At 69.2% G+C, this 15,045-nt stretch carries 14 protein-coding genes and 1 pseudogene; 12 read left to right on the top strand and 3 right to left on the bottom strand.

Annotated elements, in window-relative coordinates:
• The 10 genes and pseudogenes from G6016_RS09450 to G6016_RS09495 all read left to right on the top strand — a co-directional run.
• Positions 1–239, top strand: a pseudogene (locus G6016_RS09450) (dipeptidase); the annotation flags it as partial.
• Between the two features lie 214 nt (positions 240–453).
• A complete protein-coding gene (locus tag G6016_RS09455; protein ID WP_241730048.1) occupies positions 454–1,683 on the top strand; it encodes an alpha/beta hydrolase in 1,230 nt (409 codons plus the stop codon).
• Between the two features lie 238 nt (positions 1,684–1,921).
• Positions 1,922–4,231 carry an AAA family ATPase gene (locus G6016_RS09460; RefSeq protein WP_182632430.1) on the top strand — a complete coding sequence of 770 codons (2,310 nt, stop codon included), beginning with the start codon at positions 1,922–1,924 and terminating at the stop codon, positions 4,229–4,231.
• A gap of 370 nt (positions 4,232–4,601) precedes the next feature.
• Complete coding sequence (locus G6016_RS09465; RefSeq protein ID WP_182632420.1) at positions 4,602–5,216, top strand: hypothetical protein; 615 nt, start codon at positions 4,602–4,604, stop codon at positions 5,214–5,216.
• A gap of 131 nt (positions 5,217–5,347) precedes the next feature.
• Positions 5,348–8,392, top strand: coding sequence for a Na+/H+ antiporter subunit A (locus tag G6016_RS09470; RefSeq protein WP_182632421.1), 3,045 nt, complete (start codon positions 5,348–5,350; stop codon positions 8,390–8,392).
• On the top strand, positions 8,389–8,970 hold the full coding sequence (locus tag G6016_RS09475; RefSeq protein WP_182632422.1) for a Na(+)/H(+) antiporter subunit C: 582 nt from the start codon (positions 8,389–8,391) through the stop codon (positions 8,968–8,970). The genes G6016_RS09470 and G6016_RS09475 overlap by 4 nt, the downstream gene beginning before the upstream one ends.
• Positions 8,967–10,592 carry a Na+/H+ antiporter subunit D gene (locus G6016_RS09480; RefSeq protein ID WP_182632423.1) on the top strand — a complete coding sequence of 542 codons (1,626 nt, stop codon included), beginning with the start codon at positions 8,967–8,969 and terminating at the stop codon, positions 10,590–10,592. The genes G6016_RS09475 and G6016_RS09480 overlap by 4 nt, the downstream gene beginning before the upstream one ends.
• A 1-nt stretch (position 10,593) precedes the next feature.
• Positions 10,594–11,244, top strand: a complete 651-nt coding sequence (locus tag G6016_RS09485; protein ID WP_338403570.1) for a Na+/H+ antiporter subunit E — start codon at positions 10,594–10,596, stop codon at positions 11,242–11,244.
• On the top strand, positions 11,244–11,537 hold the full coding sequence (locus G6016_RS09490; RefSeq protein ID WP_182632424.1) for a monovalent cation/H+ antiporter complex subunit F: 294 nt from the start codon (positions 11,244–11,246) through the stop codon (positions 11,535–11,537). The genes G6016_RS09485 and G6016_RS09490 overlap by 1 nt, the downstream gene beginning before the upstream one ends.
• Positions 11,534–11,902 (top strand): cation:proton antiporter, encoded by a 369-nt coding sequence (locus G6016_RS09495; RefSeq protein WP_182632425.1) that lies wholly within the window; start codon positions 11,534–11,536, stop codon positions 11,900–11,902. The genes G6016_RS09490 and G6016_RS09495 overlap by 4 nt, the downstream gene beginning before the upstream one ends.
• 114 nt (positions 11,903–12,016) lie before the next feature.
• On the opposite strand, the gene G6016_RS09500 is transcribed toward G6016_RS09495, so the two are convergent.
• From G6016_RS09500 to napA, 3 genes are all read right to left on the bottom strand, one after another.
• Entirely contained in the window at positions 12,017–12,373 is a 357-nt protein-coding gene (locus G6016_RS09500; RefSeq protein WP_182632426.1) for a hypothetical protein, read from the bottom strand.
• Positions 12,374–12,545: 172 nt separating this feature from the next.
• Entirely contained in the window at positions 12,546–13,286 is a 741-nt protein-coding gene (locus tag G6016_RS09505; RefSeq protein WP_338403571.1) for a LytR C-terminal domain-containing protein, read from the bottom strand.
• Positions 13,287–13,301: 15 nt separating this feature from the next.
• Positions 13,302–13,649, bottom strand: coding sequence for a nucleoid-associated protein NapA (gene napA, locus G6016_RS09510; RefSeq protein WP_182632427.1), 348 nt, complete (start codon positions 13,647–13,649; stop codon positions 13,302–13,304).
• A gap of 192 nt (positions 13,650–13,841) precedes the next feature.
• On the opposite strand from napA, the gene G6016_RS09515 reads away from it, so the two are divergent.
• Both G6016_RS09515 and G6016_RS09520 read left to right on the top strand, forming a co-directional pair.
• Positions 13,842–14,513, top strand: coding sequence for a peptide deformylase (locus tag G6016_RS09515; protein ID WP_182632428.1), 672 nt, complete (start codon positions 13,842–13,844; stop codon positions 14,511–14,513).
• The coding region (locus tag G6016_RS09520) for a GNAT family N-acetyltransferase, cg3035/Rv0428c family (RefSeq protein ID WP_422110467.1) at positions 14,506–15,045 on the top strand (540 nt) is incomplete at its 3' end. The genes G6016_RS09515 and G6016_RS09520, both read left to right, overlap by 8 nt.

Genomic DNA, 15,045 nt, shown 5'->3' on the forward strand with positions numbered 1-15,045 from the left:
AACTGCTGTCGCAGTGCCTGGCGCAGGCGTACGGCGCGGACGAGGTCGCCGAGATCGGTTCCGGCGGTTCGATTCCCCTGTGCACGGCGCTCCAGCGCGCGCACCCGTCCGCGTCGATCGCGCTGTTCGGCGTGGAGGACCCGGCCGCCGCCATCCACTCCCCCGACGAGAGCGTGGACCCGCGCGAGATCGAGCGGATCGCTCTCGCCGAGGCGGCCTTCCTGCAGCGCTACCGCTGACCTGCGGGGAAGCTGCACAGGAGGCGTGCGGGAGCTGTGCGAAATATGCGCGGGGACAAGCTCTTTGACCCGACCGACGACCGCCCACCAGGTCCGGACCGCGGGCGGCGCGGGCAAGTTGACAGGTGCGCCGCCGGTAACGGTGTGATGAGATATCTCGATAGTGACACCAGTGGCGGCTGTGCCCCTGGCCGTCCAGCTATAAGGAGCCTCGATGCCTGTCCCCAATGGAGACGCCACCAACGCCGCTGAGCGCACCCATGCTGCGCCCGTCCCGTTCATGCGTCGCGCCGGCCGCGCGCTGATCGCCGCCACCGCCGCGACCGCCCTGGCCGCCGGTCTCGCGCCGTCCGTCGCGAACGCCCAGGAGACGGGCGCCATCAGCCCCGAGTCGGTTGCCAACGACGCCGTGCTCGGCGTGGTCACGCCCGAGAGCCTGAGCCAGCTGCTGTACTTCGGCAACTTCCCCGGTTCCTCCGGGTCCTCGATGATGGGGATCGCCAACTCGCTCGGCTTCTCGCCCAACATGTTCGCCGGTGAGCCGCCGCCGTCGCCGCAGCCGAACCCGAAGATCACCGAGACGAAGATCGTCGGCGATCCCGTGGTCGAGGGCCGCTACGAGCGCTACCTCATCGACTCCGCCGACATGAAGCGCGGCATCACCGTCGAGGTGCACCGCGCCGCCAACCCCGGCGCCCCGTTCCTCTACCTCCTCGACGGCGTCGGCTCCGAGCTGCCCAGCGGTTTCACACAGTGGGGCGCGGGCGAGCAGTTCGCGAACGAGAACGTCAACGTCGTCATCCCGACCGGCGGCCAGGGCTCCATGTGGGCCGACTGGAACGAGCAGGACCCGGTCCTGGGCATCAGCAAGTGGGAGTCGTTCATCTCCCGCGATCTGCCCGCGGTCCTCGAGCCGAGGATCAGCACCAACCGCAACCGGGCGATCGGCGGCATCTCGATGGGCGCCGGCGCAGCCATGACTATGGCCACCCGCCACCCTGACCTGTACAAGGGCGTGTTCGGCGTCTCCGGCTGCTACTCCACCGACGCACTGGGCCAGATCCTCACCCGCTACACCGTCGAGAGCCGCGGCGCGACCCTCACCAACATGTGGGGCGAGCCCGGCAACGACCAGTGGGTCGCGCACGACGCGATGATCAACGCCGAGAAGCTCCGCGGCAAGGCCATCTACATGTCCTCGGGCACCGGCGTCGCCGAGCCCGGCGACTGGGATGCCTACAACAATGACGTCGCCAACTTCGTCGCCGGCATGGCGCTCGAGCAGGCCACCGGCCAGTGCACCCACGCCGCCGACCGCCGGTTCAAGGAGCTCGGCATCCAGGCCGACATCGACCACCTGCCCACCGGCATGCACAACTGGTCGTACTACTCGCGACAGATCCCGGTCGCCTGGGACTCCATCAAACACTCGGTGGGGCTCTGACCAACCGGGGTTACGCGCCCTGAATGACAGTTCACGCTGAGTTACGCGCCCGGAATGGTCCATTCCGGGCGCGTAACTCATTTGTTTCCGTGCAAAGAGGACGCGCACCCCTCCGCACTCCCCGCTCGGCGAGTCTGCCCACCCGGCGGCCCTCCATAAGGCGCCCCTCCCCGACCAACCGTCCGCCGTTAGGCTTCTGAACGTGAACCCTCGCCCGGATCTGGACCTGACCCTGCGCATGACGGCGTCGGCCGCCGACTCGCGCCGAGGGATCGTGCGCGCCCACCCCGAGGTGATCCTCGCGCTCGGGATGCGCGAGTGGGACGCCATCGAGATCATCGGCGCGCGGACCACGGGAGCGGTCGTCGCGGCGGCCCAGTCCGGTTCGCCGAGCGGCGTGCTGGTGGTGGACGAGGTCGTGGCCGCGAACTGCGGGCTCGGCGAAGATTCCCGCGTGACCGTGCGGGCCGCGCAGGTGACGGGCGCGCACAGCATCGAGGTCCAGGGCCTGCCGCTCGCGGGCCGGGGCGTCGCGGAGCGGGTCCTGCGGTCGGCGCTGCTGGGCAAGGTGCTGCGCGTAGGCGATTCCGTGACGCTGATGCCCCGCGACCTGGGCCCCGACTTCCCCACCTCCGACACCACCCGCACCCTGCGCAACACCATCGGCATGCAGTGGAGCACCCAGCTGCTCACGGTCACCGCGACTGCGCCGGAGGGGATCGTCTCGGTCCAGCCCACGACAGCGGTGGTCGACGCGGGCAGCTCCGGCGCCACGCACCCCAGCGCATCCCCCACTGCCAACACCAAAAACAACCCCACCACGACGACGACAACGACAACGTCCAACACCTCCACCCCGTCCGCCCCCACCGGCGGCGCTGCACACGCGGGGGTCGGCCATCCCCAGTCCCCTGGTGGGGCAGCCGCCGGCGCTGGCACGGACCACGGAACGAGTGCAGAGTCGATCACCATCGTCGCCCGTGAGGACCTCGTGGGCGTGGACGACCAGGCCGAGGTTCTCGAGCAGTGGCTCTCGCTGGCCCTTGATCGTGCGGAGCTGCTGCGGTCGCTCGGGACGTCGCCGCACCTCGGGGTGCTCGTCGCGGGCCCGCCCGGGGTCGGTAAGGCGACGATGGTCCGCTCCGTCGCCGGCGACCGCCGACTCGAGGTGCTCGACGGACCGTCCGTCGGCGCGATCGATCCCGCCTCCCGGTTGGAGGCAGTGCGTGCCGCCGCCGAACGGACCCGCGAGAACGGCGGGATCCTGCTGGTCACCGACGTCGACGCGCTCCTGCCCTCCGAGACCGAGCCGGTCTCGACCCTCATCCTGGACCGGTTGCGCTCGGTCGTGGCGCACCCCGGCTCGGTGCTGGTGGCCACGTGTGTGCGGCCGGAGGAGGCCGACGCGAGGCTTCGCGATCCGGAGATCTGCGACCGCGTCCTGGACCTGCCGCTGCCGGGCGCGGCCGATCGCGCAGCCCTACTAACGGTCATGCTGCGTGACGTCCCCGCCGGCGAGCTCGATCTGCGGGCCATCGCCGAGCGGACCCCCGGCTACGTGGCCGGTGACCTGCGCGCGCTGACCCGCGAGGCCGCCCTCCGTGCGGCCGCCCGAGCCACCGACGCCACCGCCACCGACGCCACCGACCAGTCCAGCGCGCGCCTCGAGCAGGAGGACCTGCTCGGCGCGGTGAGCGTGATCCGGCCACTGTCGCGCTCGGGCACCGAGGAGCTGAGCCTCGGCTCGATCACCCTCGACGACGTCGGCGACATGGAGGAGGTGCGCCAGGCCCTGACCGAAACCGTGCTCTGGCCGCTGCAGCACCGGGAATCCTTCGAACGACTCGGCGTCCAGCCGCCCAAGGGCGTGCTCCTGTACGGTCCGCCCGGCTGCGGCAAGACGTTCGTCGTCCGAGCGCTGGCCGCCAGCGGCCGGCTGACGGTGCACATGGTCAAGGGCGCCGAACTCATGGACAAGTGGGTGGGCTCGTCTGAGAAGGCGGTGCGCGACCTGTTCCGCAAGGCCCGGGACTCCGCCCCGTCGCTGGTGTTCCTCGACGAGATCGACGCGCTCGCCCCGCGCCGCGGCCAGACCGGCGACTCCGGAGTCGGTGACCGCGTTGTCGCGGCCCTGCTCACCGAACTCGACGGCGCCGAACCGCTCGACGACGTGGTGATCCTCGGCGCCACCAACCGCCCCGAGCTCATCGACCCCGCACTGCTGCGGCCGGGTCGGCTCGAGCGCCTGGTCTTCGTGCCACCGCCCGATGCCGAGGCTCGCGCCGACATCCTCCGCGCAGCCGGCCGGAACGTGCCCCTGGCCGACGACGTGGACCTGGCTGTCGTCAGCGAGGAACTCGACGGTTACTCCGCCGCCGACTGCGCCGCCCTCCTGCGCGAGTCCGCGCTCACGGCGATGCGCCGCGACATCGACGCCGCCGAAGTCACCGCCGAGGACGTGGCCCGCGCCCGGGAGTCGGTCAAGCCCTCCCTCGACCCGGACCAGGTCGAGAACCTGCGCCAGTACGCCGACCGCCGCGAAAACTGACCGCCGCCCGAACAGACCGCCCCCCTCATCGAGAAGTGGGTCCGGCCCACATCGCTCGAGATGCAGGTGAGCCGAACCCACTTCTCGTTGGCCGGTTCGGCCTGGCCGGTTCGCCCTGGCCGGTTCTCGTTGGCGCGCTCGCAACGACGCGGGCACGAGGGCGGGCACTCAGATGCGCGAGTTCATTCGGGCGCGTCGGCGCGCCGGGAACACCTTGCCGGTCTCAGCGGGACGCGGCTAAAGTACGGGGCATGCGGAATCTACTCGTAGTAACCGGACGTAACGGGGTCTGACAGACCGGCATCCCCGTTGCGTGGTTGCTCGCTACTCCGTCGGTCGCCGCACCGACGTCGAGAGACACGAGAGAACCATGAACGCCATTGCGCACCCGTCCGCCCGGACCACCACTGCCCTCGATACCCGAGTCGCCGCACCGCAGACCGTCGCCGCACCGCAGACCTCTGACGCAGCGCCGCACACCACAGTCGCCGCGCCACAGACCGGTGAGCGCCATCCGTTTACAGAACGGTATCGTCGTCGTCTCCCCAGGGGTTTTCGCGACCTCGCCTCCCATATGGACTGGCGCACCATGGTCGACACCTTCGCCCCGTCCTCCGACCATTTCCACCTGGCGGACTTCTCGCGGCGCTACCTCGGGCGCGGCATCACCGCCTACGAGGCGATCCTCGCCACCCGCAGTCCCGACGACCAGCCCGGGTACTTCACCGCCCACCGACTGACCACCGAATCGTGCGGGGAACTCACCGCGATGTCCGAGATGCTCGGACGCGTCGGTGCGCGCGTGCAGATCGAGAAGTTCCACCAGTACGAGGGCACCGAGTTCCCCGGCACCGAATCGTGGTGCACGATCCTGCGCGCCACCAGCGGCCGGAGACACGAGTGGGCGATGGGTTTCGGGCAGTCCTCATCCGAGTCGTCGATCGCGGCTCTGCTCAATGCCGCGACCAGGCTTCATCTGCGCTGACGTCGCTGCCGAAACGGTGTTCTGTAAAGTGTTCACAGGAACTACGCCTCGGCTGACCTAATGCGACCCGCCCCAGAGGGTGGGTATGTCCGCACGTCGTCAGCCGACCGACGTACGGAGAGGAGTCGCCTGTGATCGCGATTCTCGCGGCCCATGCCGTGGCCGCTCTGATCGCGATCCCGTTGGTGCTCCGCCTCGGACGCCGCGCCTTCCCACTGCTGGCCATGGTGCCCGCCGCCGGCGCGGTGTGGGTGGCGACCAAGCTGAACAGCACGCCCACCGAAACCCTGCAGTGGGCGCCCGGCATCCACCTGACGATCGACCTGCGCATGGACGCGCTGTCCGCCTTGATGGCGCTCATCGCACTCGGTGTCGGCGCGTTGGTGCTCTTCTATTGCACCTGGTACTTCGAGGATTCCGAACCGCGTCTTCACCTGTTCGCCGCCGAGCTCGTGGCCTTCGCCGGAGTCATGTTCGGCCTCGTGGTGGCCGACAACCTGATCCTGCTCTACATCTTCTGGGAGATCACCTCAGTACTGAGCTTCCTGCTGGTCGGCCACTACGCCGAACGTGCCTCATCCCGGCGCGCAGCCACCCAGGCACTGCTGGTGACCACCCTCGGCGGCCTCGCGATGCTCGTCGGCATGATCATCCTGGCCCAGCAGACCGGGTCGTACCTGCTCAGCGACATCGTGGCCTCGCCCCCGTCCGGGACGCTGGTGCACTGGGCGCTGGTGCTGGTGATCGTCGGCGCGATCAGTAAATCGGCCATCGCGCCACTGCACTTCTGGCTCCCCGGCGCGATGACAGCGCCGACTCCGGTCAGTGCGTACCTGCACTCCGCTGCGATGGTCAAAGCCGGAGTCTTCCTCGTCGCCGCCATGAGCCCGGGGCTGTCCGGCTCCTCGACCTGGCAGATGCCGCTCATCGCACTCGGCCTGGTCTCGCTCCTCATGGCCGGCTGGCGAGCACTGCGCGAGCAGGACCTCAAGCTGGTGCTGGCATTCGGCACCGTCTCCCAGCTCGGCTTCCTGATGGTGCTGGTCGGCATCGGTTCCCGCGACACCATGCTCGCCGGACTGACCATGCTGCTGGCCCACTCCCTGTTCAAGTCGGCACTGTTCATGTCCGTCGGCGTGATCGACAAGACCACCGGCACCCGCGAGATCCGCGAACTGTCCGGTCTGGGCCGCAAGCGCCCGGCGCTGGCCGTGTTCTTCACCCTGGCCGCCGCCTCGATGGCCGGGCTGCCGCCGTTCCTCGGATTCGTCGGCAAGGAGGCCGCGTTCTCGACCGTGCTGAACGAGGAGCGGCTGCACGGGATGCCCTCGCTCGTCATCACCGCCGGCCTCGTGGTGGGCTCGGTGCTCACGTTCTCCTACACCGCACGCCTGGTCATGGGCGCTTTCCGCTCCAAGCGCACCTTCGACAACGGCATGAGCCCCGCAGTCGCCGAGTCCCGCCCGTCCGGCTTCTTCTTCCTGTCCGTACCTGCGTTGCTCGCGACCGCCGGCCTGGTACTGGGCGTGTGGTCCGCCCCCGTCGAGACCCTCATCTCCCGCTTCGTCAACTCGGCCTTCCCGCCCGGAAGCCCGTGGCGCGGCGACGAGGAGTACCACCTGGGACTGTGGCACGGATTCGAGATCCCGCTGGCCCTGACGATCGTCGTCTACGTGCTGGGCCTGTTGCTGTACATCGCGCAGCGCACCGTCGAGCGCCTCAAGTTCCAGTCGCCGGCACTGGGTAACGCCGACCGTATCTACGACGGTGTCCTGCACTTCTTCGACGTTTTGTCGCTCCGCCTGACCGGTGCCACCCAGCGCGGTTCGCTCCCCCTGACCCTCGGCGTCATCCTGGTCACGCTCGTGGTGTTCCCGTTCATCTCGCTCCTGGTCGGTACCCGCGAGGGCCTGCAGATGGAGCTGTCGGGCAACCCGGTCGTCCTCATCGTCATGATCCCCATGACGATTGCCGCCATCGCCGCCACGCTGCTTCGCAACCGTCTCGCGTCGGTGATCGCCATGTCCGTGACCGGCTACGGCGTGGCAGTGGTGTTCGCCTTCCACGGCGCACCGGACCTCGCGCTCACGCAGGTCCTGGTCGAGACCCTGATGATGGTGGCGTTCGTTCTGGTCCTGCGGACCATGCCCGCCGAGGTGCCGCTGTCCAGCGGCTTCCGCCGGGCGCGCGCCTGGCTCGGCATCGGCGTGGGGCTGCTGGTGATCATCGTCGGCGCCTACGCCATCAACGCCCGCAAGGACCCGGCCGTGTCGACGGTCTTCTCCGACCTCGCCTACCGGATCGGCAACGGCGCCAACTCCGTCAACGTCACCCTCGTCGACATCCGCGCCTGGGACACCCTCGGCGAGATCACCGTGCTGCTGGTCGCCGCCACCGGCGTCGCCAGCCTCGTCTTCCGCAACCGCCGCTACGGTTCGGGACCGCGCATCTCCGACGCCGACAAGACCGTGTCCGGCCGTCGCGGCATCGAGGCCGCGCGCATCGTCATCGAGGCTCCCGGCGCCTCTCCCGGCCGATGGCTCGCCGGCGCCACGGTCCGCGACCCGCGCGCCCGCTCGCTGGTGCTCGAGGTCACCACGCGCCTCATCTTCCCGACAATGATGGTGCTGAGCCTGTACTTCTTCTTCGCCGGTCACAACAATCCGGGTGGCGGCTTCGCGGGCGGCCTCGTCGCCGGCCTGGCCCTGGTCCTGCGATACCTCGCCGGTGGTCGCTACGAGCTCGGTGAGGCCATCCCGTTCGATGCGGGCCGCATCCTCGGCGTGGGTCTGCTGCTGGCCGCCGGCACGGCCGCGTTCTCCATGTTCCTCGGTGCGCCCCCGATGTCCAGCGCGACCTTCGAGTGGGACATGCCCGTCTTCGGACACGTCAAGATGGTCACCGTCCTCTTCTTCGATGCGGGCGTCTACCTCATCGTCGTCGGCCTCGTCCTCGACATCCTCCGCAGTCTCGGTGCCCGGCTCGACCTCAACGCCGAGGATCTCGAGGAGCTCCGCGCCGTCTACGTCGACGCCACGGACTCGCCGTCCACCGCTGCCCTGCGCCGCGTCCCCGGGGTCGACATCCCCGGGCCGCGGTCCGACCTGGCCGTCCGCCGCGCCGAGCGACTCGAGGCCGCCGAGAACCTGGGCGCCTCGCCGGAGGGGATGTCATGACCGCCGACTTCGCACTACTGCTCCTGGCCGGCATCCTCTGTGCCGCCGGCGTGTACCTGCTCCTCGAGCGAGCGATCATCAAGATTCTGCTGGGCATCATGATCATGTCCAACGGCGTCAACCTGCTGATCCTCGCCGCCGGTGGTCCCCCCGGGAACCCGCCGATCCGCGGCCGGGGCTGGGGCGACAACACCGCCGACTCGGATCCCCTGTCACACGCCATGATCCTCACGGCGATCGTCATCACCGCCGGGGTCGGGGCGTTCATCCTCGCGCTGGCCTATCGCTCGTACCAGTTCACCACCATGGACGAGGTCGCCGACGACGCCGAGGATGCCAAGATCGCCAAGCGTTCGGCCCTGGACCCCGCGTCCGCCCCCGACCGCGACGCCTCCGACGACCCGACCACGGGTATGCCCACCGAACTCGGTGAACACGTCGACTACGACGACGAGGATCTCGAGGAGGCCGAAGCCGAATACGAGGCAGAAGCCCAGGCCAAGGCAGCAGCGGAGGCCCGGCTCAAGGCCCTGCGGAAGAAGCAATACCGGGACGACGACGAGGAGGAGGTCAAATGATGTCTGCAGACCTCTTCGGATACCTCATCCCCTCGGTATTCCTCCTTCCGCTGCTCGCGGCGGCGCTGACCCTCGTGGTCTCCCGGCGCCCGCGGATCCAGAACCTGATCACCGTGATCACCCTGTTCGCCCTCCTGGTGATCTCCGGACTCCTGCTCGTCCTGACCGACCAACACGGGATGCACACGGTCCAGGTCGGTGGTTGGGACGCCCCGGTGGGCATCACCCTGGTCGCGGACCGGCTCAGCGCGCTGATGCTCTGTGTCTCGGCCGTCGTCCTGCTGTCGGTGATCATCTACGCCGTCGGGCAGGGTGTCCGTGACGGCGACGGCGACCAGCCGGTCTCGATCTTCCTGCCGACCTACCTCGCCCTGGCGGCAGGGCTGAACGGCGCGTTCATCGCCGGCGACCTGTTCAACCTGTTCGTCGGGTTCGAGATCCTGCTCGCCGCGTCCTACGTCCTGCTCACGCTGGGCGCCAGCCAGGAACGTGTCCGCGCAGGCGTGTCCTACACCGTCGTGTCGATGGTGTCGTCGATGGTCTTCCTGCTGGGCATCGGGCTGACCTACTCGGCTGCCGGAACCCTCAACCTCGCTCAGCTCGCCACCCGCATGGCGGACGTGCCCGATGGACTGCGCAACACGATCTTCGCGGTGTTCCTCGTGGCATTCGGCATCAAAGCGGCCGTCTTCCCCCTGTCGACCTGGCTGCCCGACTCCTACCCCACCGCGCCCGCTCCCGTCACCGCGGTGTTCGCCGGGCTGCTCACCAAGGTCGGCGTCTACGCGATCATCCGCTTCCACACCCTGGTCTTCGCCGGCGGCAGCATGGACAACGTCCTGCTCGTGGCGGGGCTACTGACGATGGTGGTGGGCATCCTCGGTGCGATCGCCCAGTCGGACATCAAACGAATACTGTCGTTCACCCTGGTCAGCCACATCGGCTACATGGTGTACGGCATCGCCCTGTCCACCGAATCGGGGCTCAGTGCCGCGATCTACTATGTCGGCCACCACATCATCGTCCAGACGACCCTGTTTCTGGTCGTCGGCCTCATCGAGCGGCAGGCGGGATCGTCGTCACTGCGTCGACTCGGATCCCTCGCCGTGCTGAGCCCGGTTCTGGCAGTCACCTTCCTCATCCCGGCACTGAATCTGGGCGGCATCCCGCCGTTCTCCGGTTTCGTCGGCAAGCTCGCCGTGGTCCAGGCCGGTGCCGAGGTCGGCGGGCCGCTGAACTGGATCCTCATCACCGGCGCCATGGCGACCAGCCTGCTCACCCTCTACGTGGTGGTGCGCGTCTGGTCCAAGGCGTTCTGGCGGCCCCGCGCCGACGCCCCCGAGGGCGCCATGGCACTGGCCAAGCCTCTCGCGCTGCTGCCGTCCGACGAGTACGTGGAGTTCGACGAGCGTGACGACGTGGGCAAGATGCCGATGAGCATGCTCACGCCCACCCTCGCTCTGGTCGTCGTCTCGCTCCTGATGACCGTGTTCGCCGGCCCACTGCTGGGCGTATCCGACCGCGCCGCCGAGAGTCTGATGGAACGCGGCGAGTACCTTTACTCTGTCCCCACTGACGACACACCCGGTCGCCACGTCGGCAACGTGACGGGGGTGCGTTGACGTGAACAAGGCACCGAAGCTGGACCTGCGGGTACTGGGTTCCCGCATCTTCATGACCCTGTGGCTCGTCTTCGCCTGGACGCTCCTGTGGGGTTCCTACACCGTCGGCACCGTCGCGGCCGGGCTGCTCGTGGCCATCGCCATCATGGTCCTGCTCCCGCTCCCCCGGGTCCCGGTCGAGGGTCTGCTTCGCCCGATGTCCACGATCTGGTTGGTCATCATGGTGGGCTTCTACCTCGTGCGGTCCTCACTGGTCGTGGCGTGGCAGTCGGTTCGTCCGTCGGCCCCGCCGCAGCCAGCCGTTCTGCGGGCTCCGATGCGCCTGAAGTCCGACTTCACTTTGGCGCTCGCGGTGAACTCCCTGAATCTCATGCCCGGCGGCATCGTGGTGCGAGTCGACCCGGTGGCCCGGTACGTCTACGTCCACGTGCTCGATACCGGCACCGACGAGGCCGTCGACGCCTTCTACCGCCAGACTGCGCACGTGGAGAATCTCTTCCAGCGCGCATTCGAGCGTGACGAGGATTGGCGTCCGAGTCCCGAGCATTACACCGCCCCCGCCGACGGCGCCCCGCAGAGCGTCGGCCGCGCACACCGGATCAGACGCCGCTCCGCCGACACCAGCCCCGACACGGAGAAGGAGACCCCCTGATGAGCTTCACCCTCGTCCTGTGGATCCTCGCCGTGATCGCGTTGTCGATCGCACTGTTCATCGCGATGATCCGCCTGGTCGGCGGCCCGGGCACCCTGGACCGGATGATCTCGTTGGACATGCTCGCAGCGATCGCCCAGGGCGGTATCGCCATCTACCTGGCCTGGACCAAGGACACCACCGTCGCCGCCGCTCTTGTCGCGCTCGCTCTGGTGGCCTTCCTCGGCTCGGTGTCCTTGGCGCGTTTCCGAGTCAACGACACGATCGGCGTCCCCGAGGAGCCCCAGTCATGACCGACAATCCCCGCGAGATCATCGCCGCCCTGTTCGTCCTGGCCGGAGCCCTCATGACGTTGGCCAGCGCGATCGGCCTCCTGCGTTTCCGGGACACCCTCAGCCGCATGCACCCGGCCGCCAAGCCGCAGGTGCTCGGACTGGTGCTCATCCTCATCGGCGCCGCGATCAGAATCGTCCCGAACCCGGCGCTGGGCATGCTCGTTCTCGCCGCCATCGTGGGGGTGTGTACCGCCCCGGTGATCGCAAACCGCGTGGGCAATGTCGCCTACCGGGAAAGCGTCGAGGACGGCACCATCACGCACGAAGCGCCGAGCCTGGAGACCTTCGACGACCGGTGTATCACCCCGGAGCGGGGCACCTAGTCAGCTGCGCCGGAGGTCCCGCGCTCGCGAGCCACGCCCGCGCGGCGCACTCCCCCCACAACGACTCGGGCCCCGCCTCCCTTGAAGGAGACGGGGCCCGAAGCCTGTGTCAGATCAGTTGGTCTGGCCGCTAGCCGGCTCACGCTCGGCCTCAGGCACCACGGCGCCGTCCTGGCCCTGGGCGTTCTCCTCACCGATCGGGTCACCCAGCAGGCCGAGGCCCGGGTTGGTGTTCTCGGTCGGGGTGCCCTCCAGGAACTGCTCCTCCTCGGCGTCTACGCCACCGGCGGACTCCGGAGCGATGGAGGTGGTGGTGGGCGTGGTGGGATCGAGGGTGTAGCTGGGGAGCGTGTACGGCGCGTCCGGATCAGCCGGCTGCTCGTTGGGCGGGCTGCACGCGGCCACGCCGAGTGCGAGCAGAAGGGCGGGAGCCGCAACCAAGAGGCGGCGGGCGGTCTGACGCGGGGCCATGGGGGCTCCTTCGATCTCGGGTGGCTGCAAGTCTCAGCTGCAAGTCTCTACGGTGCATGGATCCCGCGCGGCGGGATCGGTGGACTCATCATATCCTCAGGGCCTTGCTCACGAGGGCATGGGGGACGAGACGCCCTCAGCCCTACCCTGAGCTCTGCCCTCGGCCCCGTCCTCAGCCCTGGAGGTCCTGGGTGACGATCACGATCACGCCGGGCCCGTCCGCGGCCATATCCGCCGGTCGCGGCTTGGCGACGATGCCCAGCTGCTGCGCGACCGCCTGCGCGGCCTCCTGCTCGCCGAGCCCGTTGCCGTAGAACGCGGTCGACTCCGCCACGACGCCGCGGTTGGACGGCAGGTTGGCCACATCGCCCACCGCGAATCCGGATTCCCGCAGCTGCTCGCCGGTCCGGCCGGCAAGACCCACGACGGTGCTGTTGTTGTAGATCTGCACCGGCACCGAGGTCACCCCGGAATTGCCGCCGCCGGCCGCCTGTGCCTGGCCGGCCGACTGGCCACCCGCCTGACCGTCTGCACCGGGGGCCGACGCAGCGTCGGGGTCCTGGTCGGCGCCGGGGGGCGGCGGAAGCGGCTGACCACCGTCGGCCGGGGCGGAGCCATCCTGGCCCTGACCGCCCTGACCTGCGCCGTCAGCGCCGGGAGCACCCTGTCCGTCGCCGCCCTGCTCGACCTGGGAGGTGGACTCCTCGACGGCGGTGGCGCCCTCGTCTTCTCCGCCGAACAGCTGGACCAGCCCCACACCGATCGCGAGTACTACCGCCGACAGCAGCACCATGGCGATGGCGCGGTAGGGCGGGCCGCTCGGCTCATCGGCGTGGGGCGGCTCGCCGTGCGCGTCGGGGTCGGCGTCGTCGTACTCGCCGTTGTACTGCGGGTTCTCGTACTGGGTACTCACGCGCCCGAGTGTAAGTCAGTCGAGGCGCATTCCCAGGTTGCGGGCCGCGCGCGCCTTCTGCCTGCTGCTGCGCATGCGGCGCAGCCGCTTGACGAGGAGGGGGTCCGCGGCCAGCGCCTCGGGCCTGTCGATGAGCTCGTTGAGGATCTGGAAGTAGCGGGTGCCGGACATGTCGAACTTCTGCCGGATGGCCTCTTCCTTGGACCCGGCGAACTTCCACCACTGGCGTTCGAACTCGAGCATGGCCTGGTCCCTGTCGGACAGCACGGGGTCCGCCGCATGCAGCTCTGCCGTGTGCTTACCTGACATGTCCTGCTCGTCTCCGACCTGCACCTGCGGTGCCGCCGCGGCCGCTCGACCCATGTGCGTGCCTCCTCGCCGGGATCGGATCACACTGTTGTGATTCCCCCGTAGTGAACCACAGACGTCCGACACCCTGCCAGATCTCTGGCCGGCCCCGCCAGACACAGTCGCGCCGCCCCACCACACTCGATCCCGCCGCCCCGCCAGACGCGAAGCGGTGACCAGGCCGACTGCCCACTAGAATCTGTGCCCATGGCAATCCGTCCCATCGTCATCCTCGGCGATCCCGCGCTCCACGCTCCGACCGAGCCCGTCACCGAGTCCCCGGAGGAGCTCACCGAGCTCGTGGCGGACATGTACGAGACGATGGACGCCGCGCATGGCGTGGGCCTGGCGGCCAACCAGATCGGCGTGCGTAAGCGCCTGTTCGTCTATGACTGCCCGGACCTGGACACCGAGGACGGCGGCAGTCTGTCCCGCGAGGAGGTCGAGGCGCGCGGCGGCTGGATCACTCGCCGCGGCTGCGTGGTGAACCCGGTGCTGGAGACCTCGGAGATCCCGGAGACCATGCCGGATCCCGAGGACGACATGGAGGGCTGCCTCTCCGTCCCGGGCATCAATTTCCCGCGCGGCCGCGCGTGGTGGGCGCGCGTGACGGGCACCGACGAGCACGGCGAGCCGGTGTCGATCGAGGGGTACGGCCTGCTCGCGCGGTGCCTGCAGCACGAGGTCGGCCACCTGGACGGATACCTTTACACCGATCACCTCATCGGCCGGAACAAGAAGGCCGCCAAGCGCCACATCCGCGACGAGGGGTGGGGCGTGCCGGGCCTGAGCTGGGATCCGGCGCGCGACCCGGACCCCTTCGCCGACGAGGATGAAGAACTTTACGACGACGACAACACCACCCCACTCCATGGGTGAGCAGTCCCCCGGCGGACCGGACCCCGCCTCCCCGGATCGTGGGCTATCAGGCCGATCTCGCTGGAACGGCGGTCGCGAGGTGGCCGTCGGCGAGCGGGTGACCGTTCGCCGTTATCTGGCTCCCGGTGAGACGTCGCACCTGTACACGGACGTGATCGGTCACGTGGTGACGCTCGATCCCGAGCTCGTGGTGCGGCGGGAGTCCGGCGAGGAGGTCCGGATCCCGGACGCCGACATCGCGGTCCTCAAGGTGTTGCCCCCGCGGCCGGTGCGTGCCCGCGACATCCGCGCCCACGAGTATTCGGGGGCGCTCGCCTGGCCGGGCACCGAGTTCGAGATCGTGGACGGCTGGTTCTGCCGGGCCGGCGACGACTGGTCGTATCGCCGCGACTCGGCCGTGCCGGTGCTGCCGTGGGCCAGCGCCGCGGAGCTCGACGGGGTCCGCGACTGGTACGCCGCGCGTGGGCTGCCGCTGCGGATCGTGGACGTGGACCGGCTGGTCCGGCTCGAGCAGCTGATGCTCGACGGCCGA

Origin of the sequence: Dietzia aerolata, from assembly GCF_014144865.1 — a bacterium.
Lineage (GTDB): Bacteria > Actinomycetota > Actinomycetes > Mycobacteriales > Mycobacteriaceae > Dietzia > Dietzia aerolata.

What these genes read in the sequence shown, in the direction of transcription:
- G6016_RS09455 (WP_241730048.1), top strand. Translation starts at nt 454, where the DNA reads ATGCCTGTCCCCAATGGAGACGCCACCAACGCCGCTGAGCGCACCCAT.
- G6016_RS09460 (WP_182632430.1), top strand. Translation starts at nt 1,922, where the DNA reads ATGACGGCGTCGGCCGCCGACTCGCGCCGAGGGATCGTGCGCGCCCAC.
- G6016_RS09465 (WP_182632420.1), top strand. Translation starts at nt 4,602, where the DNA reads ATGAACGCCATTGCGCACCCGTCCGCCCGGACCACCACTGCCCTCGAT.
- G6016_RS09475 (WP_182632422.1), top strand. Translation starts at nt 8,389, where the DNA reads ATGACCGCCGACTTCGCACTACTGCTCCTGGCCGGCATCCTCTGTGCC.
- G6016_RS09480 (WP_182632423.1), top strand. Translation starts at nt 8,967, where the DNA reads ATGATGTCTGCAGACCTCTTCGGATACCTCATCCCCTCGGTATTCCTC.
- G6016_RS09490 (WP_182632424.1), top strand. Translation starts at nt 11,244, where the DNA reads ATGAGCTTCACCCTCGTCCTGTGGATCCTCGCCGTGATCGCGTTGTCG.
- G6016_RS09495 (WP_182632425.1), top strand. Translation starts at nt 11,534, where the DNA reads ATGACCGACAATCCCCGCGAGATCATCGCCGCCCTGTTCGTCCTGGCC.
- G6016_RS09500 (WP_182632426.1), bottom strand. Translation starts at nt 12,373, where the DNA reads ATGGCCCCGCGTCAGACCGCCCGCCGCCTCTTGGTTGCGGCTCCCGCC.
- napA (WP_182632427.1), bottom strand. Translation starts at nt 13,649, where the DNA reads ATGGGTCGAGCGGCCGCGGCGGCACCGCAGGTGCAGGTCGGAGACGAG.
- G6016_RS09515 (WP_182632428.1), top strand. Translation starts at nt 13,842, where the DNA reads ATGGCAATCCGTCCCATCGTCATCCTCGGCGATCCCGCGCTCCACGCT.